General features: G+C 73.4%; 20 protein-coding genes. 12 read left to right on the top strand and 8 right to left on the bottom strand.

Going from position 1 to position 18,012, the window contains the following annotated elements; all coding sequences use genetic code 11:
- Window positions 1-75: 75 nt before the first annotated feature.
- On the bottom strand, window positions 76-2,463 hold the full coding sequence (locus ABZY91_RS25550; RefSeq protein WP_355405415.1) for an endonuclease/exonuclease/phosphatase family protein: 2,388 nt from the start codon (window positions 2,461-2,463) through the stop codon (window positions 76-78).
- Window positions 2,464-2,821: 358 nt separating this feature from the next.
- The gene (locus ABZY91_RS25545; protein ID WP_329879098.1) at window positions 2,822-3,808 is read right to left on the bottom strand and encodes a LuxR C-terminal-related transcriptional regulator; all 987 of its coding nucleotides are present in this window, start codon (window positions 3,806-3,808) and stop codon (window positions 2,822-2,824) included.
- Between the two features lie 472 nt (window positions 3,809-4,280).
- Here ABZY91_RS25545 and ABZY91_RS25540 point away from each other — a divergent pair, with 472 nt between their 5' ends.
- Window positions 4,281-4,493, top strand: a complete 213-nt coding sequence (locus ABZY91_RS25540; RefSeq protein WP_329879099.1) for a hypothetical protein — start codon at window positions 4,281-4,283, stop codon at window positions 4,491-4,493.
- Between the two features lie 7 nt (window positions 4,494-4,500).
- The gene (locus tag ABZY91_RS25535) at window positions 4,501-4,773 is read left to right on the top strand and encodes a hypothetical protein (protein ID WP_329879100.1); all 273 of its coding nucleotides are present in this window, start codon (window positions 4,501-4,503) and stop codon (window positions 4,771-4,773) included.
- A gap of 522 nt (window positions 4,774-5,295) precedes the next feature.
- On the opposite strand, the gene ABZY91_RS25530 is transcribed toward ABZY91_RS25535, so the two are convergent.
- Window positions 5,296-6,399 (bottom strand): HoxN/HupN/NixA family nickel/cobalt transporter, encoded by a 1,104-nt coding sequence (locus ABZY91_RS25530; RefSeq protein ID WP_329879101.1) that lies wholly within the window; start codon window positions 6,397-6,399, stop codon window positions 5,296-5,298.
- A gap of 300 nt (window positions 6,400-6,699) precedes the next feature.
- Here ABZY91_RS25530 and ABZY91_RS25525 point away from each other — a divergent pair, with 300 nt between their 5' ends.
- Together ABZY91_RS25525 and ABZY91_RS25520 are read left to right on the top strand one after the other, a co-directional pair.
- Window positions 6,700-8,568, top strand: a complete 1,869-nt coding sequence (locus tag ABZY91_RS25525; protein ID WP_355405398.1) for a CocE/NonD family hydrolase — start codon at window positions 6,700-6,702, stop codon at window positions 8,566-8,568.
- A gap of 157 nt (window positions 8,569-8,725) precedes the next feature.
- Complete coding sequence (locus tag ABZY91_RS25520) at window positions 8,726-9,385, top strand: DUF6461 domain-containing protein (RefSeq protein WP_355405397.1); 660 nt, start codon at window positions 8,726-8,728, stop codon at window positions 9,383-9,385.
- Window positions 9,386-9,500: 115 nt separating this feature from the next.
- On the opposite strand, the gene ABZY91_RS25515 is transcribed toward ABZY91_RS25520, so the two are convergent.
- The 3 genes from ABZY91_RS25515 to ABZY91_RS25505 are packed head-to-tail and all read right to left on the bottom strand — an operon-like array spanning window position 9,501 to window position 10,335.
- Window positions 9,501-9,686 carry a hypothetical protein gene (locus ABZY91_RS25515; protein ID WP_355405396.1) on the bottom strand — a complete coding sequence of 62 codons (186 nt, stop codon included), beginning with the start codon at window positions 9,684-9,686 and terminating at the stop codon, window positions 9,501-9,503.
- On the bottom strand, window positions 9,674-9,970 hold the full coding sequence (locus ABZY91_RS25510) for a hypothetical protein (RefSeq protein ID WP_329879105.1): 297 nt from the start codon (window positions 9,968-9,970) through the stop codon (window positions 9,674-9,676). The genes ABZY91_RS25515 and ABZY91_RS25510 overlap by 13 nt, the downstream gene beginning before the upstream one ends.
- Window positions 9,967-10,335, bottom strand: a complete 369-nt coding sequence (locus ABZY91_RS25505) for an ATP-binding protein (protein WP_329947602.1) — start codon at window positions 10,333-10,335, stop codon at window positions 9,967-9,969. The genes ABZY91_RS25510 and ABZY91_RS25505 overlap by 4 nt, the downstream gene beginning before the upstream one ends.
- Window positions 10,336-10,473: 138 nt before the next feature.
- On the opposite strand from ABZY91_RS25505, the gene ABZY91_RS25500 reads away from it, so the two are divergent.
- The 5 genes from ABZY91_RS25500 (at window position 10,474) to ABZY91_RS25480 (ending at window position 13,982) form a co-directional block, all read left to right on the top strand.
- Window positions 10,474-11,496, top strand: coding sequence for a helix-turn-helix transcriptional regulator (locus ABZY91_RS25500; protein ID WP_355405395.1), 1,023 nt, complete (start codon window positions 10,474-10,476; stop codon window positions 11,494-11,496).
- On the top strand, window positions 11,493-11,717 hold the full coding sequence (locus ABZY91_RS25495; RefSeq protein WP_355405394.1) for a DUF397 domain-containing protein: 225 nt from the start codon (window positions 11,493-11,495) through the stop codon (window positions 11,715-11,717). Before ABZY91_RS25500 ends, ABZY91_RS25495 begins: the two co-directional genes overlap by 4 nt.
- Window positions 11,718-11,786: 69 nt before the next feature.
- On the top strand, window positions 11,787-12,002 hold the full coding sequence (locus ABZY91_RS25490; RefSeq protein ID WP_355405393.1) for a DUF397 domain-containing protein: 216 nt from the start codon (window positions 11,787-11,789) through the stop codon (window positions 12,000-12,002).
- A gap of 72 nt (window positions 12,003-12,074) precedes the next feature.
- On the top strand, window positions 12,075-12,908 hold the full coding sequence (locus ABZY91_RS25485) for a class I SAM-dependent methyltransferase (RefSeq protein ID WP_355405392.1): 834 nt from the start codon (window positions 12,075-12,077) through the stop codon (window positions 12,906-12,908).
- Between the two features lie 183 nt (window positions 12,909-13,091).
- Window positions 13,092-13,982, top strand: a complete 891-nt coding sequence (locus ABZY91_RS25480; RefSeq protein WP_355405391.1) for a prohibitin family protein — start codon at window positions 13,092-13,094, stop codon at window positions 13,980-13,982.
- 93 nt (window positions 13,983-14,075) lie between these two features.
- Here ABZY91_RS25480 and ABZY91_RS25475 read toward each other — a convergent pair whose 3' ends face one another.
- Complete coding sequence (locus tag ABZY91_RS25475; RefSeq protein ID WP_355405390.1) at window positions 14,076-14,846, bottom strand: alpha/beta hydrolase; 771 nt, start codon at window positions 14,844-14,846, stop codon at window positions 14,076-14,078.
- A gap of 23 nt (window positions 14,847-14,869) precedes the next feature.
- Window positions 14,870-15,892: a MerR family transcriptional regulator gene (locus tag ABZY91_RS25470; RefSeq protein ID WP_355405389.1), complete on the bottom strand. Its 1,023-nt coding sequence runs from the start codon at window positions 15,890-15,892 to the stop codon at window positions 14,870-14,872.
- 62 nt (window positions 15,893-15,954) lie between these two features.
- Here ABZY91_RS25470 and ABZY91_RS25465 point away from each other — a divergent pair, with 62 nt between their 5' ends.
- The 3 genes from ABZY91_RS25465 (at window position 15,955) to ABZY91_RS25455 (ending at window position 17,840) form a co-directional block, all read left to right on the top strand.
- Window positions 15,955-16,728 (top strand): maleylpyruvate isomerase family mycothiol-dependent enzyme, encoded by a 774-nt coding sequence (locus ABZY91_RS25465; RefSeq protein WP_355405388.1) that lies wholly within the window; start codon window positions 15,955-15,957, stop codon window positions 16,726-16,728.
- A 138-nt stretch (window positions 16,729-16,866) separates the two neighbouring features.
- The gene (locus ABZY91_RS25460; protein WP_329879167.1) at window positions 16,867-17,361 is read left to right on the top strand and encodes a MarR family transcriptional regulator; all 495 of its coding nucleotides are present in this window, start codon (window positions 16,867-16,869) and stop codon (window positions 17,359-17,361) included.
- Window positions 17,358-17,840, top strand: coding sequence for a MarR family transcriptional regulator (locus ABZY91_RS25455; RefSeq protein ID WP_355405387.1), 483 nt, complete (start codon window positions 17,358-17,360; stop codon window positions 17,838-17,840). The genes ABZY91_RS25460 and ABZY91_RS25455 overlap by 4 nt, the downstream gene beginning before the upstream one ends.
- The last annotated feature ends 172 nt before the right edge of the window (window positions 17,841-18,012 follow it).

Here is an 18,012-nt window from a genome sequence, read left to right as displayed (position 1 = left end):
CGGCCGTCCTGCGGAGCACTGCGGAGCGGACCCGCGGCGCACCCGCGGCGGACCGCGGTGAACCCCGCCGGCCGGTCACGGCTTGATGCGGACCACCTGCGGGTCGTGGTCGCTCGCCTGCTGCGCGAACTCGGCGTTGATGTGCACGATGTCGTACTTCGCGTAGCCGACCTCGGGGCTGACCAGGATGTGGTCCAGCACCTGCGAGTTGCCCTGGTAGACGTACGAGTACTGCTCCTTCTCCGGCAGCTCGTTCACCAGCGAGCGCAGCACGCCGTCCTTGGTGAGGGCGGCCAGCGCGGGCGAGAACTGGTAGTCGTTGAAGTCGCCGAGCGAGACCACCTTGGCCTCCTTGTCGGCGGCCAGCAGCTTGGCGACGAAGGCCTGCTCGACGGTGGCCTGCTTGATCCGCTGCACCTCGGAGGAGCGGGTCGGGGCCTGGAAGCGGCTGTCGATGCCCTGGTCGCCGCCCTTGCTGTTGAAGTGGTTGGCGATGACGAAGACCTTCTTGCCGCGGAAGGAGAACTGCCCCGCCAGCGGCTTGCGGCTGCTCGCCCAGGCCTCGTCGGCCGGGGCGATCCGGCCGGGCGAGGCGGTCAGCGCGGCGCCGGCGCCGGTGCCCGCGACGTCGACGGCGGTGGTGGCGGTGCCGCCGGGGATGTCGGTGAAGGAGACCCGCAGCGGGTTGAAGAGGAAGACCTGGCGGATGTTGCCGCCGGGCTCGCCGCCGTCCTTGCCGTCCTCCGGGTCGACCGAGCGCCAGTCGTACGCCGGGCCGCCGGCCGCCTTGACCGCGGCGACGAACTTGGCGACGGTCGCACTCGCGTCGACCGTGCCGTCGTTCTTGGCGCCGTTGTTGTCCTGGATCTCCTCCAGGGCGAGGATGTCGGGCGAGCGCAGGTTGGTGACCACGGCCTGGGCCAGCTCGGCGAACTTGGCGTCGGGGTTGGTGGCGGCCAGGTTCTCCACGTTGTAGGTGGCGATGGAGAGCTCGCGGTCGGCGGCCGGGGTGGTCACCTCGCGCTGGAGGTGGTTGTCCTGGAGCGCGCCGAGGGTGCCGGCGACGAGGGTGTAGCCGCCGAACGAGTTGTAGTCCAGCGGGCCGGTGGTCTCGCCGGTCAGCACGTCGCCGACGTTGGCGACCGGGAACGGCTGCTGGGCGACCGGCGCCTGCTGCTGCACCATCAGGCGGCCGACGTTCGGCTCGTCGTAGGACTCGTAGAGGACGCCGCCGCGCTTGCTGCGCTGGTCCTGCTTGTCCGCCGCGACCCAGAGCTCGTTGTACTTGTCGGTCGCCTGGATCACCCGGACGTCCTTGACCTGGACGAGCATGCCCTCCAGCGACTCGTAGAAGTCGAGGGTGTACTTCTCGGGGTTCAGGGCGACCCCGTTGACGGTGCCGTCGGCGCCGGCCTGCGGGCTGTAGGTGCCGGGGATGTTGCGGGTGTCCACCACGACCGGCGCGGGCAGCGCGTTGCCGGAGGAGAGCACGGTGACGGCCGGGTTGGTCAGCTGGGTGAGCGACTGCGACCCGCCGTTGAAGTTCGGGTAGTACTCCGTCACCTTGCCGGTGACCAGCACCGAGTCGCCGACCTTGACGGTCGGGTTCGCGGAGCCGGTGTAGACGAAGACGGCCTCGCTGGTGGCCGGGTCGGCGTCCGCGGTCGGGTCCTGGATCCAGAAGCCCTTGGAGCCGTACGCGCGCACGCCGGTGACGATGCCGGGCACGCCGGCGACGGTCTTGCCGGTGCGGTCCGACAGGCGGGTGGTGCCCTGGATGTCGTGGATCCGGACGGTGCCCGGCTCGGTCGGACCGGTCGGGGTGCTGCCCTCGGCGACCTCGCCCTTGGTGTTGGTCGGCGTCGGGGCGCCGGCCGCGAGGTCGGCCGCGTTGTCGTCGGTGTCGGCGAGGCCGGTCCGGCGGGCCACCGAGGCGCTGTTGGAGGCTCCGGCCACCGAGGCCGAACCCTCGTGGACCACGGCGGTGCCGAAGCCGACCAGGTCGCGCACCCGCGGGTCGGCGGCGCAGTCGGCGGCGGTCTTGCAGGTCAGCGGGTCGGTGCCGCGGACGAGCGCGACGGTGCCGCTGGTGCCGGAGAGCGCGAGCGAGCCGGCCGCGTCCGGGGTGGGCAGGTCGACGGTGCCCGCCGCGCCGGCCGCCTCGGCCACCAGGTAGCGCCCGCCGGGGGCGATCGCACCGGTCAGCGGGGTGACGCCCCACTGGGAGTTGGCGCCGGGCGTGCCGGATATGTACTGGACGCTCCAGCCGTCCAGGCCGAAGGCGGCTCCGCCCTTGTTGGCCAGCTCGACGAAGTCGTTCTTCAGCGTGGCACCCGAGTTGCCGCCGCCGCCGTACACCTCGGCGATCACCGCGTCGGCCGAGGGCGCGGCCACGGCGGACGGCAGCGGGACGAGCACCAGCGAGGCGGCCAGGCCGGCCGGGAGGAGCGTGGCGCGGAGCAGCGCGCGGCGCGAGCGGGGAGCGGTGGGCGTGGTCACCGGGACGGGACTCCTAGCTCTGCCGGGCGCGCGGCGGCGCGGCACGGCAGTCGGGGGTGGCAGGTGGCCGGGCGGCGTGGGACCGGCCGGACCGTGAGGGTGGGTCAGTCGGGCGCACACCGCGCGCTCCCGCTACCCGCGTAGAAATTCGTGCGGAAGTCGGTGGGCGCCCCCCGCAGCGCCCAAAGATACGCGCGTAGAAAATGACCCGACAAGACCCCGGAGGTTAACTTCTCCGGTACGCCGAGGAATTGCTACCCCGAAGCTGTGACCCCCGCTACACGCGCCCCCGCCGGGCTGACCGGCCGACGGGCCCGGCCGGCTACAGCCAGCCCCGCTGAGCCGCCTTCAGCCCCGCCTCGAACCGGCTCGCCGCCGCCAGCCGGTCCATCAGCGCGGCCATCTGCCGGCGGACCGTCCGCACCGAGACGCCCAGCCGCTTGGCCGCCGCGTCGTCGGTGAGCCCGGTGGAGAGCAGCCGCAACAGCTCGCGCTCACCGGCGCTCAGGCCGGTGCCGACGTCGTCGGGGCGGTCGTCGCCGAGCGGGAGGGCCGTCTCCCAGGTCTGCTCGAAGAGCGCGACCAGCGAGGCCACGATGCCCGGCTCCTCGGTGCACAGGGCGCCGGCCCGGGTGTTCTCCGGGTCGATCGGCACCACGGCGGTGGTCCCGTCGAAGACCAGCATCCGGGGCGGCAGCACCGGCGCGGTGCGCACCCGGCCGCCCAGGGCGGTCATCCACCGGGCGTAGGCGAAGGTCTCCGGGTCGTTGCGGACACTGTCCTGGTAGACGGTGCGCAGGACGACCCCGCGCCGCAGGGCGTCCTCGTCGAGCGGACGGGACGCGGCCAGACTCGCGGGGGACTGCGCGCCGCCGGGCATCACGGCCAGGCACTCACCGGTGAGCCGGGCGGTCAGCACCTCCAGCTTGGCCTGGATCGCGTCGAGGCCGACCAGCCGCTCCCCTCCGTCCACCAGGGTGGCCGAGCGGAGCGTCGCGTACTCGGCGACGGCCCGCGCGACGGCGGCCTTGGACACGGCCAGCTCCTGCTGGCGGCGGGCGAGTTCCTCCTCCTGGCGGCGGAGCAGGAGCTCCAGCCCGCGCTCCGGGCTGACCGGCCAGAGCGTGCCCGGGCGCTCGCGGGAGGCGCGCAGCAGGGTGAGGTCGGCGAGCCGGTCGAGGGCGGCGCGGACGGCGGGTTCCGGGAGCCGGACCCGCACGCAGAGTTCGACCACCCCGCCCTCCGGGTCCGCCAGCATCTCGCGGTACACGGCCTCTGCGGTGCTGTCCAGGCCCAGCAGTTCCAACACGTCAACGACCCCTGAATCATCACATCAGCGCAAATGGACATCCGGACGGTCCGCCGGATCCAGATCCTTCCGCCGGTACCCCGCACCCACAAGGCACGATCCGGTCAGGCGAGCAAAACGGGACCGTCCGGTCCGCTTTCCGATCGGTCGACCGTCGCGCCGGGCCGCAGCCCCCACCCCGACCGCCGCCCGGGCCCTCGGCCGGACCCCCGCCCCGGCCCCTTCCCCTACAGCCGGCACACCGGTCGACCGACCGGCGTTGCAGCAAGCTGCCTGTCCGGTTGTTGCCCGCCGCTCCCCCTCCCGCCACCGGCCCCGCACCCGGGAGGATTCACCCTGCACCGCCGTCACCCCCGAGCGACACCGCCCCGAGCAACGAAACCCCGAGCAACAACGCCCCGAGCGGCCAGGACCCGAGCCCACACGCCCTGCACCACACTCCCGAACGACCGTGCACAGAACAGGAATCGTCGTGCCGAAGACCGTCCGGCTGCTCGCCGTCGCCGCCCTCGCGCTCACCCTCGCCACCGCCGCCCCCGCCTTCGCGGCCCCGTCCGCCCAGCCCGTCGCCGTCACCGCGACCGCCCCCGGCGGGCCCGGCATCGGCTGGGACGGACCGTCGTCCTCCGGGCCCATCGGCTGGGACGTCACGCCCGCCGGCACCCCGGGCATCGGCTGGGACTGACCGGCCGGTGATCCCCGTCCACCTGACCCTCCTGGACGTCTCCGCCGCGCCACCGGGCGAGGCCGGACCGGCGGACGTCAGGGCTGCCCTGTGGGCGAGCGCCGGCCCGGGCGACGGCCTGGAGCACGTGCGCGCCCGCGCGGTACCGGGGGGCGTCGGCCTGGTCCTGTTCGTCCGCGCCCCCGACCACCCGGTGGCCGAGCTCCGGGCTCAGACCCTGCTCGACCGGGCGCTGGCGGGCGGCCCCGCCCGCCGCTTCGCGGTAGCCGCCCGGCTGTAGGGCCCTGCCCCCGGCGCGGCCGGGCCGGGCCGCGCGGACCGTGGAGCCGGTGCGACGGCAGGGTGACAGGACGGTCCGTCGAGCCGCCGACACCCCCGCGGACGGTCTGCGCCGGACGCCGTGCGCGGCCCTACCGCCGGCCCCGCCCCTCCTGCGGCACGAGCCCCGTCCGGGCCGACGCCCCGTGCGGTTCGACCCCGGGTCCGGACGCTTCCCGTGGGCGCACTGCGCGGTTCCTGACCATCCGTCCACATTTCGTTCACCCGCCGCCCCTTCGCAATTCTGGCCGATTCATGCCCATGGCTTGACCGGCTCATTACTGGCACATGCACGCCAATCCGCCCAATCCCGTGTGCGGCCCGGGACCGTCGAGGAGTTCCGGGCCCTCCCCGGGCGACCCCGGCCCCGCCCGGCCCCGCACCCCGACCCGGCGCCCGGCCCCGCCCCGCCCCGCCTCGCCCGGCAACAGGAAGGCCGGCCCGGGGGCGCACCCCCGGGCCGGCCGCCTTCCCACGCGGCGCCCTACTCCGCGGCCTTGTCCCCGGCCGCGACGAGCCCCGCCGACCACTTCTCCTCGACGTTGCCGAACTTCCAGTAGGCGACGGCCGCCACCCAGGTGAGCACGAAGAGTCCGACGATCGCGTACCCGACGAAGTCGAGGTCCAGCCCGGCGATCCAGGCGACCGGCCCGCTGGTGACGTCCAGCTTCTCGCCGAGCAGACCGATCAGCTCGATCGAGCCGATGACCAGGGCGACCAGCACCGAGAGCCCGGTGACCGTCAGGTTGTAGTAGATCTTCCGGACCGGCCGGGAGAACGCCCACTCGTAGGCGAAGTTCATGAACGAGCCGTCGATGGTGTCCAGCAGGCTCATGCCCGCCGCGAACAGGACCGGCAGTACCAGCAGCGCGTACCAGGGCAGCTGGAACGCCGCCGCGCCGCCCGCCAGCACCAGCAGCGAGACCTCGGTGGCGGTGTCGAAGCCCAGACCGAACAGCAGGCCGACCGGATACATGTGCCACGGCTTGGTGACGGCCCTAGTCACCCGGCCGAGGACGCGGTTCATCAGCCCGCGCTTCTCCAGCTGGGCCTCCAGTTCGGCCTCGTCGAACTCGCCCTCGCGCATCTTGCGGAACACCTTGAGGATGCCGTTGAAGGCCCCCAGGTTGATCAGGCCGAGCAGGAGCAGGAACGTCCCCGAGACGGCCACGCCGATCAGGCCGGTCGCCTCGTGCAGGCCGGAGTCGTCCGACTCGACCTGCCCGGCGAGCGACTTGATGCCGAAGGCGAGCAGCGCACAGAGCCCGAAGACGATCGACGAGTGGCCCAGCGAGAACCAGAAGCCGACCGAGAGCGGCCGCTTGCCCTGGCCCATCAGCTTGCGGGTGGTGTTGTCGATGGCCGCGATGTGGTCCGCGTCGAAGGCGTGCCGCATACCGAGGGTGTACGCGGTGAGGCCCATCCCCGCACCGAACACCTGGCCGCCGACGTCGTAGTGCTCGGGCGCGATGACCGCGAGCAGGGTGAACCACCCGATCACGTGCAGCGCGAGGATGAACCCGCCCATGCCTGCCAGTCGGATCCACTCCTCACGGGTGAGTCTGTCGCGCCAACGGGGGGCGGTCATCGGTACGTCCTGTCGTGTGGGGGGCGGAAAGCTGGGCCATCCTTCCCCCCTGCGGGAAGCAGGTGCAAGTCATGTGCAAGGACGAGACGCTCGCCGACCGCTCCCTCCGTGCCCGACGCCGCCGCCGGGCACGGCTGGACGCGGTGCGGCCGGGCCCGGACCCGCTCACCGGGCGCGCGCCCGCTTCCTCCCCTACCGTCGGAGTACCGACGCCGCGGCGCGGGCACGGTCGGCCGGGCCTGCCCGTGCCTCCCGGCCCCCGCCGTCCGGCCCGCCGACCGGGACTCGATGGGAGCGGCCATGCCCTCGTACCCCTACCGCACCACCCGCGAGGACCTGCGCGTCCCCCTCCCCGACGGCACCGAGCTCTTCGCCCGCGTCCGACGCCCGGTGACCGACGAACCCGTCCCCGTCGTGCTGGAGTACTCCACCGGCCGCCTCACCGACTGGACCGCCACCGAGGACGCCCGCCGCCACCCCTGGTTCGCCGGCCACGGCTACGCCGCCGTCCGGGCCGACGCCCGCGGCCACGGCAACTCCGGCGGCCTGGCGACGTCCGATCCGGACGACGGGGCCGCCGACGGCGAGGAGCTGGTCCGTGCGCTCGCCGGGCAGCCGTGGTGCAGCGGACGGGTCGGCCTGCTCGGCACCGGCGCCGCCGGCGACGTCGCGCTGCGCCTCGCCGCCCGCGCTCCCGACGCCGTCCACGCCGTGGTCGTGGCCTGCCCCGAGGGCCCGCACCGCCTCGGCGGCGCCGTCCTCGCCGCCGACGGGCACGCCCGCGCCACGGCCCACCTCGCCGACGCGGCCCGCCCACCGGACCCGCAGTACGTCGGCGACGGCTGGCGGGCGATGTGGCTGGCCCGGCTGGAGGCCCTCGAACCGCCGCTCGCGGGCTGGCTGGCCGCCCCGCCCGACGCCCCGGTCGCGGCCGCCGCCCCCACCCTCGCCGTCGCCGGCTGGTCCGACCCGTCCGCCTCCCGCCTGCTGGACCTGCTCGCGTCCGCCGGTACCGTCCCCGTCCGCACCGTCCTCGGCCCCTGGTCCCACGGCCTGCCCGACGAGATCCTCCCCGAGGCGCTCCGCTGGTACGACCACTGGCTCCGGGACACCGACACCGGCGTCCTCGCCGTGCCCGCCCTGCGCAGCTGGCTCTCCACCCGCTGGGCCGCCGACGGCGCCTGGCCCTCCCCCGGGGTGCGCGACGTCCACTACGGCCTGGACGGCCCGCTGCGCACCGCCGGCACCGCCTCCGACGACCGCTGGGTGCACGTCCGCTCCCCCCAGCACACCGGGCTCAACGCCGGCGCCTACGTCCAGCCCGGCCGCCCCGCCGAGCAGCCGCCCGACCAGCGCGAGGAGGACGGCCGCTCCGTCTGCTTCGACTCGCGGCCACTGCCCGAACCGGTCGAGCTCCTCGGCGCCCCGGTCCTGTCCCTGCGGCTGCGCACCGCGCCGACCGGCGCGACGGTCACCGCCCGCCTCTGCGCCGTCGCCCCCGACGGCACCTCCACGCTGCTCACCCGGGGGGTCCTCACCACCCCGGGGACGGCGGACTCGGCCGGCTCGGCCGTCGAGGTCACCGTCGGCCTCGCCGCCGTCGGGCGCACCGTCCCGCCGGGCCACCGGCTGCGGCTCGCCCTCTCCTCCACCTACTGGCCCTGGCTCTGGCCCGGCCCCGACCCGGCGGGGTTCGAACTGGACCCGTCCCACTCCGGCCTCGGTCTCCCGATCCGCCGCCCCGCCACCGACCCCGACCCGATCACCTTCATCTCCCCCACCCTCCCGCTCCCGCCCCCGCTGCACGTCACCGAGCCGCTCACCGCCCGCCCCGAACGCGTCACCGTGCACGACATCGGCCGCCGCGAGTGGCGCACCGAGCTCTCCCCCGCCACCGATGGCACCCGCACCCACCCCGACGGCCTGGTCCGCGACGAGCACACCGTCGCCGCCTACCGCGTCCTCACCGCCACCCCCCTCAGCGCCCGGGCCCGCGCCGACCGCACCGTCCGGGTGGAGCGCCCCGGCATCGGCTGGGACGCCACCGTCCACGTCCGCACCGAGCTGCGCTGCGACCCCACCCACCTGATCGCCGACACGCACCTGCGGGCGTTGGAGGGCGGGGACGTCGTCTTCAGCAGGGAGTGGCACCAGCGCATCCCGAGGTGACCCGGCCCGTCCCGACGCGGTCCGGGGTCCGGGGTCCGGGGTCCACCGCGGACGGCCGCATCCGGCGCCTGCCGCCCGCGCGGGGCCGGGAATCCCGGGCGGACGGAAGATCGGACGACCCCCGCCCGGCCCCGCGGTTGCTGGCAGGATGCACCGGGTGACCTCTACCTCTGCCCCCACCGCCGCCGACTACGGCTGGATCCGCTCCCCTGCCTCGTTCTTCGGCCACCTGATGGACACCGGGTACAGCATGCTGCTGGTGCGTGACGTCCTGCCCGAGCAGGTGCTCGGGGCGATGGGCGGATCGCCGTGGGGCACCTGCCGGGGGTCCGGCGAACTGGGCGACGCACACGCCGAGTTCCTGGAGGAGTGCGGCGACGATCCCGAGTCCGCCCTCGTCGGCGCGTTCTCCGTTCGGGACGCGGACGGCCGCGACTGGGCGGTCGTCCTGGAGCTCGGCAGCGACCTGGGGGCACGGCCCGAACTCCTGGCGACGTTCTCCGTCGGCACACGCGCCGTCTCGCACGACAGCAACTCGGGCAAGCCGATGCACTTCTTCCACTGGTACGAGAACGGTGAGCGGCGGACCGGATTCGAGTACCCCACCCACCGGGACGGCACCACCCCGGACGACCTGAACGAACTGCTGCGCGACCTCGGCCTCGACCCCGACGGCGACAGCGACCCGGCCCTCGACAGCAAGGCGGCGGTCCTGGCGCTCGCCGAACGCCTGACGGGCGTACGGATGACGGAGGAGTTGCTGCGCGACGCCGAGTACCTGGTCGCCGAGGTCCCGCAGGAGCCGGTCGACGAGTAGGCGGGCCCCTCCCCGGGCGGTGACCGGCGTGGCATTCGAGGCGCGGCCCTCGCGGGAGGGGGTCAAGGAGACGTGCCCTGGCGGGTCTGCCAGGGCACGTCCCGGCAAGGCACCGTCAGGGGCGCAGGCCACGAGCGGGGCGGTACCGGGGATCGCTCTCGTGCTCGTCGTCCGGGCGGCGGGGCATCCGCTGAGTGGCGATCACTCCGAGGGCGACGGTGGCGAAGGCGAGGGCGAGGAGCAGCAGGAGGGCGAGACCGACGAACGCGCGGGCGACGCCGGGGTGGCTCAGGAGTCCCACGACGGGGCCGCCGTCCCGTCGTTGTCGTCGGCGTGGTCGTGGTCACGGCTCTTGAGGAGGGTGAACACGTCGAGGAGGTTGAGGACGGTGGCGGTCGAGGCGTGGCCGAAGCGGACGAGGACGCGGCCGTCGACCATGCCGGCGGTGGTGGCCGAGGGCCAGACGATGCCCAACGGTCTGCCGCGCTCGTGGAGTTCGGCGAGGAGAGCGGTGACCTCGGGTTCGGTGTAGGTCCGCATCCGGGGGTCGTCCGGTGCGATCGGCGGCTCGGGGCGGGCGCTCACGCGGCGGAGTCCAGCTCGAACCAGATCGACTTGCCCTGCCTGCGGGGGTCGGCGCCGAACCGGTGGGTGAGGGAGCGGACGAGGTGAAGACCGCGCCCGGACACCGCGTAGGGGTCGGCGTACGCCCGCTGCTCGGGGAGGTCCGGGCTGCCGTCGCTGACGGAGACGCGGAGCATGCCGTCCAGGAGGACGACCACGACGAGCGGAGCCGGCGAGCCGCCGTGCTTCCACGCGTTGACGAAGAGTTCGTGGAGCGCCAACTCCGCGTCGGCGACGGTGTCGAGGGGCCACCCGGCGCGCGCCAGGGCCCCGCGCAACTCCTCACGCGCGGCCGACCAGTCAGGGGGGAGTCCAAGGGGAAACACGAAGCGACCTCCGCGGGGGGTGAAGTGGATGCCACCGAGCGCCTGATGATCAATCAAACCGATCCGGCCATGGCGCACTCATGACGCCAGCGCACACACCGTCGATCGGCGGTTGCCGAACGTGTGCGGCTCGTCACAATGAGCATGGAGCCACGGAGGCCATCTTGGCAACTCGTCTCAGATTTTTGGATAAATCCAAATCGAACACCAACCAAGGCCCCTACAGTGGCAGTTGTCGGTGGCGAACGTGACCGACAGCGGGGCACACTGGTCCGGCGAGGCTCAGAGAGGGCGGGGATGGCCACAGCAACAGGCCCGACGGTTCGACGGAGGCAGCTCGGCGCCGAACTGCGCCGTAGACGCGAGGAAGCCGGCCTCTCGCACGACGAGGTGTCCGAGACCCTGACGGGCATGAGCCAACCCAAGCTCTCCCGCATCGAGAACGGCAGAGGCGCCACCAAGGTCGACGACGTCAAGAAGCTGCTCGCGCTGTACAAGTGCGAGGACAACGACCTGATCTCGGCTCTGGTCGACCTCGCCAGGAACGGCGCACACCGAGGCATGTGGTGGCAGAGCTACGGCGCTCACATCAGCCCCGAACTCGGCGACCTGATCACACTGGAGGCCACCGCTTCATCGGTCTGCACCTACCAGGGCGCCTTTGTCCCCGGCCTTCTCCAGACTCCGGCCTACGCTCGCGAGATCATCAAGAAACTCAACATGCGGCCCGGGACCAACGTTGAAGCTTTGGTCGACATCCGAATGGCTCGCCAAGGCTCGCTGACCAGGTCAGAACCGATAGCTCTCTGGGCCGTCATCCACGAGGCGGCAATCCGCTCGGGCGTCGGCGGTCGCGACGTCATGGCCGAACAGCTGACCCGGCTGCTCGACCGGGCGGCACAGCCGAACATCACCATCCAGGTGATGCCGATCGGCGCGCCCGCGCACCACGGGATGGGCGGCGCCTTCACGATTCTCGGATTTCCCCAACGGCAAGACCTCGACGTCGTCCTGGTCGATGGCACTCTGAGCAACCTCTGGGTCGAGGAAGCCTCCGATGTGGACATGTACGGTGCGAAGTTCGACGCCATCCGAGCGGATGCTCTCGGCCTCGACGACTCGATCACCATCATCACCGACCAGAGAGACAGGATCACATGACGTTTCACCCCAACTCAGCCACACTGAAATTGACTTGGCGAAAGTCGTCTTGGAGTAACGATTCTGGAGACTGCGTCGAACTCGCAATCCCTGACGGCCCGGCCACCTACGTTCGTGACTCCAAGAACCCCTCTGGGCCGGCCCTTGTCCTTTCCGCAGCCGCTCACAGCGCATTCATCACGGCTACCGCCAAGGGCGAGTTCGACTTCGGTCTCCTCTGATCGCGCAGGCAGAGCCCACCGATCAAGCTCACCCTTGGGATGCCGGGCCGCCGACCTCAGGGAGCAGCCATGCCCAACGCCGCCCGTATCCACCCGGTGTTCCGCAAGTCGTCCTTCAGCGGAGGAAACGAGAACTGCGTGGAGTGCGCGACCAATCTCCCGCACAGCGTAGCCATCCGAGACTCCAAAGACCCCTCGGGTCGCACGCTCACCTTCACTACCGAAGCACACAGCGCGTTCATCGCGGCGGTCTCCGACGGGGAGTTCGACTTCGGTCTCCTCTGACCGCGCCACCGCAGCCCACCGGCCCGGCGAACCCTTGGGGCGCCGGGCCTTACCCTTCACCGGAAGGCGCCCATGACCTCCTCCCAGCCCTACGACATGGCGAACAGCCGGGTGTTCGGTGAAGTGGCCGAGACCTACGACGCCGCGCGACCCGGCTACCCCGACGCCCTCATAGCCGAGGTACTCGCCTACGCCTCCCTCGGTGATCTGCCGGCCGTCGAGATCGGGGCCGGCACCGGGAAGGCCACCGTTCCGTTCGCCGCGCTCGGCACCCCGATGGTCTGCGTCGAACCCGATGCCCGGATGGCCGAGGTGCTGCGCCGCAACACCGCCGCCTTCCCGCACGTCCGGGTCGAGGTGAGCGCCTTCGAGCAGTGGCGGCCGCACGAAACCCGGTTCGGGCTGCTCCTCGCCGCCACCTCCTGGCACTGGACCGACCCGGCCACCCGGTGGGACCGGGTCCACGACGCCCTCGCCCCCGGTGGCGCCGTCGCGCTCTTCTGGAACCCCCAGGGGCTCCTGGACCCCGGCCTCCAGGCCGCCCTCCGCGAGGTCGACCACCGGTACGGCCTCACCCTCACCCCGCACACCGGGCTGGCCTCCTCCTTCGGCGACGTCCCGGGCCACTGGCCCGGGATGCTCGGGCACTGGCCGGACGAGGAGTGCCGTCAGGACGGCCGGTTCACCGACCTCCGCTCGCTCCGCATCCGCGAGCGGACCCGCTTCGACACCGACCGCTACCTCGGGCACCTCACCTCGATCTCCGTCTACCGCGCCCTGCCCGCCGACCGCCGCGACCGGGCCCTCGCCGACACCGCCGCCGTGCTCGACGCGCACGGCGGGGGCATCGACGTCGAACACCACCACGACCTCTTCCTCGCCCGCACCCTCCCCCACCAGGGCTGAACCCACCCGGCCTGCCGCCTCTACGCCGCACAGGAAGTCGGCGGGTCCGACTTCCTGTGCGGAGCGGGGGGCAGGCCGACCACGCCACCGGCCGTGCAGGCCCAGGGGAACATCCGCCCTACACGGCGTGAACATCAGCCCACTCGATCGCACGTGGATTCGACACATCCCTACGCTGCGGCTGTGCTGATCATTTCGCTGCTGTTCCTCATCCCCGGCTTCGTCGTGCTCGTGCTCCGGTGGCGCCGCGTGTTCGAAGGCCGCGCCGCCACGCTCGGCGGCATCGGCGCGATCGTCCTCGGCGCCCTGCTCGGCCTCACCACCGTCCTCTACGTGGTCGAGCCGTACGAGGTGGCCGTGCCGACCAGGCTCGGCAAGATCGGCGGGACGTGGCAGCCCGGACTGCACGTCAAGTCCCCGCTGACCGACGTGACCGCGTTCTCGACCCGCCCGTCCGACCTCAACCTGACGGGCGACAACACCGTCGAGGTCCGTTCCTCCGAGGGCGGCGTACTGTTCGCCGACCTCACCGTGAAGTGGTCGATCGACCCTCAGCACACGGTCGACCTCTACAAGCTGGCCGGCGACTCGGACGCCGTCCAGCAGCGTCTGGTCCTCCCCGACAGCCGCGAGATCGTCCGTAACGTGTTCGCCAAGCACACCAGCGTCGAGGGCTACAGCTCGCAGCGCGAGGCGATCGCCGGCGAGATCGACAAGCTGGTCACCGCCCGGCTCGCGCCGCGCGGCATCCTGGTCAACGGGGTCAACCTGCGCAACGTCCGGCCCAGCGACGACCTGCAGAAGGCGATCGACGCGAAGATCGCCCAGGACCAGACCACCGCGCAGGCCGAGGCCGCCGTCCGCACCGCCAAGGCCGAGGCCGAGAAGCGCAAGATCGACTCGGAGAGCCAGGCCGCCGCCAACGCGGCGATCGCCAACTCCCTCACCGACAAGATCCTGATGAGCCAGTGCATCGAGGCGTTCAAGGCCGCCGCCGAGAAGAACGCGGTCTACGCCAGCCCCTGCGGCAACAGCGGCGGCACCCCGGTCATCGTGGACGGCACCAAGCGCTGAGAACGCCACCGTCCGAGCGGGCAGGCAGGGCGCGGGCAGGCAGGGCGCGGGGGCGGGCGGGCGAGGCGGTCACCCGCCCCACCCGCCCGCGTCCTACGCGGTGGCAGCGTCCACCAGGAACTCCCGCAGCAGGGCGGTGATCTCCGCCGGGCGCTCCAACGAGGGCAGGTGCCCGGCCCACGGGAGATCCAGCGCACGCGCGTTCGGCAGCCCGGCGGCCACCTCGGCCACGATCCGGCGGAAGTCCGGCAGATCGTGCGCGCCCGACACCACCAGGGCGCGGGCCGTCACCGCGGACAGCACGGCCTCCGGTTCGGGGAGCTCGAAGTCCCCCGCGCCCTCGGTGAGGCCCGCCTCGAAGTTGCCGCGCTGCATCCGCCCCACCAGCTCGCGGACCTCCTCCGCGGCGTCCGGCCCCAGCCAGGTACGGACGTTGAGCGCCGCCGCACCGTCCAGGTCACCGGCCTCCAGCAGCTCGTCCTCCGCGGCACCGAACGCCCGCATCTGCGGCCCCGCCACCTGCCCGGGCCGACCCGGGCAGAGCAGCGCCAGCGCGGACACCCGATCCGACCGGAGCCAGGCGACGCCCAGCGCGACCCGGCCGCCGTACGAGGAGCCGACCAGGGACGCCTGCCCGATGCCGAGGTGGTCCAGGAGATCGAGCACGTCGCCGACGTCCGAGTACGGCGCCGACCCGACCGGGGATTCGCCGCAGCTGCGGAAGTCGGCTCGCACCACCCGGTACCCGGCCTCGACCAGCGGCTTCCACTGCGGGTCCCACATCCGGCGGTCGCAGACGGACGAGTGCAGCAGGACTACGGCCGGCGCGCCCTCGGGCCCGTCCACGTCGTGAGAGATGATCATCCGGCCATTCTGACGCAGTACCGTCACCCTGTCCCGGCACTTTCCTCGCGCCGACCGCCGGGCACCGCTCCCCCGGCGAGCGGGAACGCCGCCGCTCTCGCGCGTCCCCGCGCGTCGGGGCCGCCGTCGCCCACCGAGAGCGCCAGCGAGTCGGTCAGCCACAGGTGGGACGCGCCGAGCGTGACCGGTTCACCGCCGGCCTCGGCCGCCAGCCGCCAGTAGCGGCGCATCCGCGGATCGCGGTCGGCGGCCACGTGGGCCAGCAGCTCCCCCCGGAACCCCGGGGTGTCCCGGCCGCCGCGCACCGACGCGTGCGCGTCGACGAACCGGTCCAGCGCGGGGCCCGCACCCGGAGCCTCCCCCGCCCGCACCAGGGGCCGCGCCAGCGCGCACGCCTCACCGATCCCCGCCATCAACGCGGCCTCGTCGGAGACCAGTTCGGCGTTGGACCGCGCCATGGCCAGCAGCGTGCGGGCCAGCGCCCGGTCACCCGCCAGTGCGACCAGCTCGGCGAACGCGACCACCTGCCCGGGCGTCGGGTCGACGGGCGGCGCGGGCACGGCCAGGGCCACGAACACGTCCAGCATCGCCCCGGACGCCGACGACACCGACGAGACCATCGTGCGCCGCCAGAAGTCGATCAGCGCGTCACGGGCGGCGCCCCCGTCCTGCACCGCGGCGACCAGCTCCAACCTGGCGGCCCGGTCGGCCGGCCCGGCCTCCTCGACCGCACGCAGGGAGGCCCGTCGCCAGGTTAGGCCCGCGAGTTGCACGTCGAGCGCGGCGCGCTCGGCCGCGACCACCTCGGCCACGGAGCGCTCCCCGGCGAGCACGAGCCTGACGGACGGCAGCCCGAGACCGAGCCCGCGCAACCGCCTGACCAGGCCGAGCCGTTCCACGGCGGCCGGGTCGAACCTGCGGTGCCCACCCGCGCTGCGCACGGACTCGACGATGCCCTCGTCGCAGTAGAAGCGAACGGTCCGCACCGGCACACCGGTCAGCCGGGCCAGCTCCCCGATCCCGAACGTCTCGTCGAGAAAAGGCACTTGAACCTCCACCTGACTGGAGAACCTACGGTACCCGCATCACCCCCGAGAGGAGCTCCGTGATGACGCCGCCGGACATCGCCACCACCGCCACCGCACGCCTCGTGGACGGTCTGCGGGACCGGACCGCACGGGTCGCCCGCGCCGTCGCCGGACGCGCCCCGGACACGCCGGTACCCACCTGTCCGGCGTGGCCGCTGCGGACCCTCGTCGGACACCTCGGACAGGAACACCGCTGGGCGGCCGAACTGGTCCGCAGCGGGCAGCAGTTGCCGCCGCCCGACCCGCACCGCGCCGATCCGGGGCCTCCGGACGAGTGGGCCGAGTGGCTGCAGCAGGGCGCGGAGGAGCTGATCCGGGCCGTCCGGCGGGTCGGCGCCGAACGCGAGTCGGATACCTTCGCCGGTCCGCTTCCGGCCGCCTTCTGGTTGCGCAGGATGCTGGCCGACACCTGCGTCCACCACTACGACGCGGCGTGCGCGACCGCCACCGCGTTCGAGATCGCCGACGACCTCGCGGCCGTCGTGATCGGCGAGAACCTCGACCTGCTCACCATGCCGGCCTTCGCGGCGGTCAGGCCGGCGGTCGCCGAGCTGCGCGGCCGGGGCGAGCAGATCGGGTTCCGGCCGGGGTCCGCGGAGGGCTGGGTGGTCACCAGGAGGCCCGGGGGGCTGCGGTGGGAGCGCGGGCCGGTCGAGGCGGACGTGGTGGCGTCGGGGTCGGCGGCGGACCTCATGCTCCTGATCGCCCGCCGCATCACGCCGCAGGACGGCCGGGTGACGGTGACGGGCGACCGCGCCCTCCTGGACCACTGGCTGGCCCACTCGGCGCTCTAGGCCCCCCGGGGGCGCCCCGGCAGCCGCGCCGGGGCCGGGCCGGGACCGGACCGGGGCCGGCCCACCCACCTCCGACGCACCGTCACATCCACCGAAAAACAGTAGCCATGGACATAGTAGCTATGTACTCTATTCGCCATGAGCAAGGCTTCCCCGGGCCCCACGCCCGGCTTCCTGGTGTGGCGGCTCGCCAACAAGTGGCGCGTCGCGGTCGATCGCGCGGTGGCCCCCCTGGGCCTCACCCACGCGCAGTACGTCCTGGTCGCGTCGCTGTACGGCATGCACCGCACCGGCGAGCGGCCCAGCCAGCGCCGACTGGCCGACCACACCGGCCTGGAGGCGCTGTACGTCTCGAAGCTGGCCCGCGCCCTGGAGTCGGCCGGCCTCGTCGAGCGCGCCCGCGACCCCCGCGACCCGCGCGCCGTCCAACTCGCCCTCACCGACGAGGGCCGGGCCGTCACACGGCAGGCCGTCGAGGTGGTCCAGGGACTGCTCCGGCAACTGCTGGAACCACTCGGCGGCCTCGACGCCGAGCGGACCGGCGCGTTCACCGCCGAGCTGACGGCCCTGCTCGACGCACCTCTCACCCCCGCCCTCCCGCACGACGAGAACACTCAGGGGACACCACCATGACCGCCACCGCACCCGTCACCACCGCACCCGTCACCACCGCGCCCGCTGCCGCACCGGCCACCGCCCGCGCCCTCGGCCTCGCCCACTACGCCGCCCGCGGCGTCCTGGAACACGTCCTGGCCCGGCACGGCGTCACGTTCCCGCAGCAGATCGCCCTGCGCGCCGCCGTCACCGCCGACACCGCACAGACGCCGGACGACCTCGTCGCCCAGGTGCAGCACTCCCTCAAGGCCGATCCGGCCGACATCCGCGCCACGCTCGACGAGCTGCTGACCCGGCAGTTGCTCGTCACGGACGGGGCACACCTTCTCCCCACGGAGGCGGGGCGCGAGCTGCTCGCCGCCACCGGCGCGGACACCGCCCCCGTCTCCGCCCGCATCTGGGGCGGGATACCGGCCGAGGACCTGGCCGCCGCGGGCCGCGTCCTCGCCCTGGTCACCGAGCGCGCCGACGCGGAACTCGCCACACTGCGCGCATGACCGCAGGACCCCGCACCGGTCCGACCCGGCTCCACAGGGGAGCCGGGCCGGACCGGGCGGCACGCGCCGCACCCCGTCGGGGGGGCCCCGGGGGACCGGGCGGCGCCCGGGGGCCGACACCCCCCGCGGGCCCACGAGGGGGACAACGGGGTGGGGGGGACCAACGAGGTGA

The organism is Kitasatospora sp. NPDC002965 (genome assembly GCF_040611255.1).
GTDB lineage: Bacteria > Actinomycetota > Actinomycetes > Streptomycetales > Streptomycetaceae > Kitasatospora.
The sequence above is the reverse complement of the archived record's forward strand: the minus strand, read 5'-3'. Positions and strand labels throughout refer to the sequence as shown.

Bases quoted from the DNA above. Each gene is read 5' to 3' on its own strand.
- ABZY91_RS25530 (WP_329879101.1), bottom strand. From the start codon at position 6,399: ATGACCGCCCCCCGTTGGCGCGACAGACTCACCCGTGAGGAGTGGATC.
- ABZY91_RS25525 (WP_355405398.1), top strand. From the start codon at position 6,700: ATGCCCTCGTACCCCTACCGCACCACCCGCGAGGACCTGCGCGTCCCC.
- ABZY91_RS25500 (WP_355405395.1), top strand. From the start codon at position 10,474: ATGAGCATGGAGCCACGGAGGCCATCTTGGCAACTCGTCTCAGATTTT.
- ABZY91_RS25495 (WP_355405394.1), top strand. From the start codon at position 11,493: ATGACGTTTCACCCCAACTCAGCCACACTGAAATTGACTTGGCGAAAG.
- ABZY91_RS25490 (WP_355405393.1), top strand. From the start codon at position 11,787: ATGCCCAACGCCGCCCGTATCCACCCGGTGTTCCGCAAGTCGTCCTTC.
- ABZY91_RS25485 (WP_355405392.1), top strand. From the start codon at position 12,075: ATGACCTCCTCCCAGCCCTACGACATGGCGAACAGCCGGGTGTTCGGT.
- ABZY91_RS25475 (WP_355405390.1), bottom strand. From the start codon at position 14,846: ATGATCATCTCTCACGACGTGGACGGGCCCGAGGGCGCGCCGGCCGTA.
- ABZY91_RS25465 (WP_355405388.1), top strand. From the start codon at position 15,955: ATGACGCCGCCGGACATCGCCACCACCGCCACCGCACGCCTCGTGGAC.
- ABZY91_RS25460 (WP_329879167.1), top strand. From the start codon at position 16,867: ATGAGCAAGGCTTCCCCGGGCCCCACGCCCGGCTTCCTGGTGTGGCGG.
- ABZY91_RS25455 (WP_355405387.1), top strand. From the start codon at position 17,358: ATGACCGCCACCGCACCCGTCACCACCGCACCCGTCACCACCGCGCCC.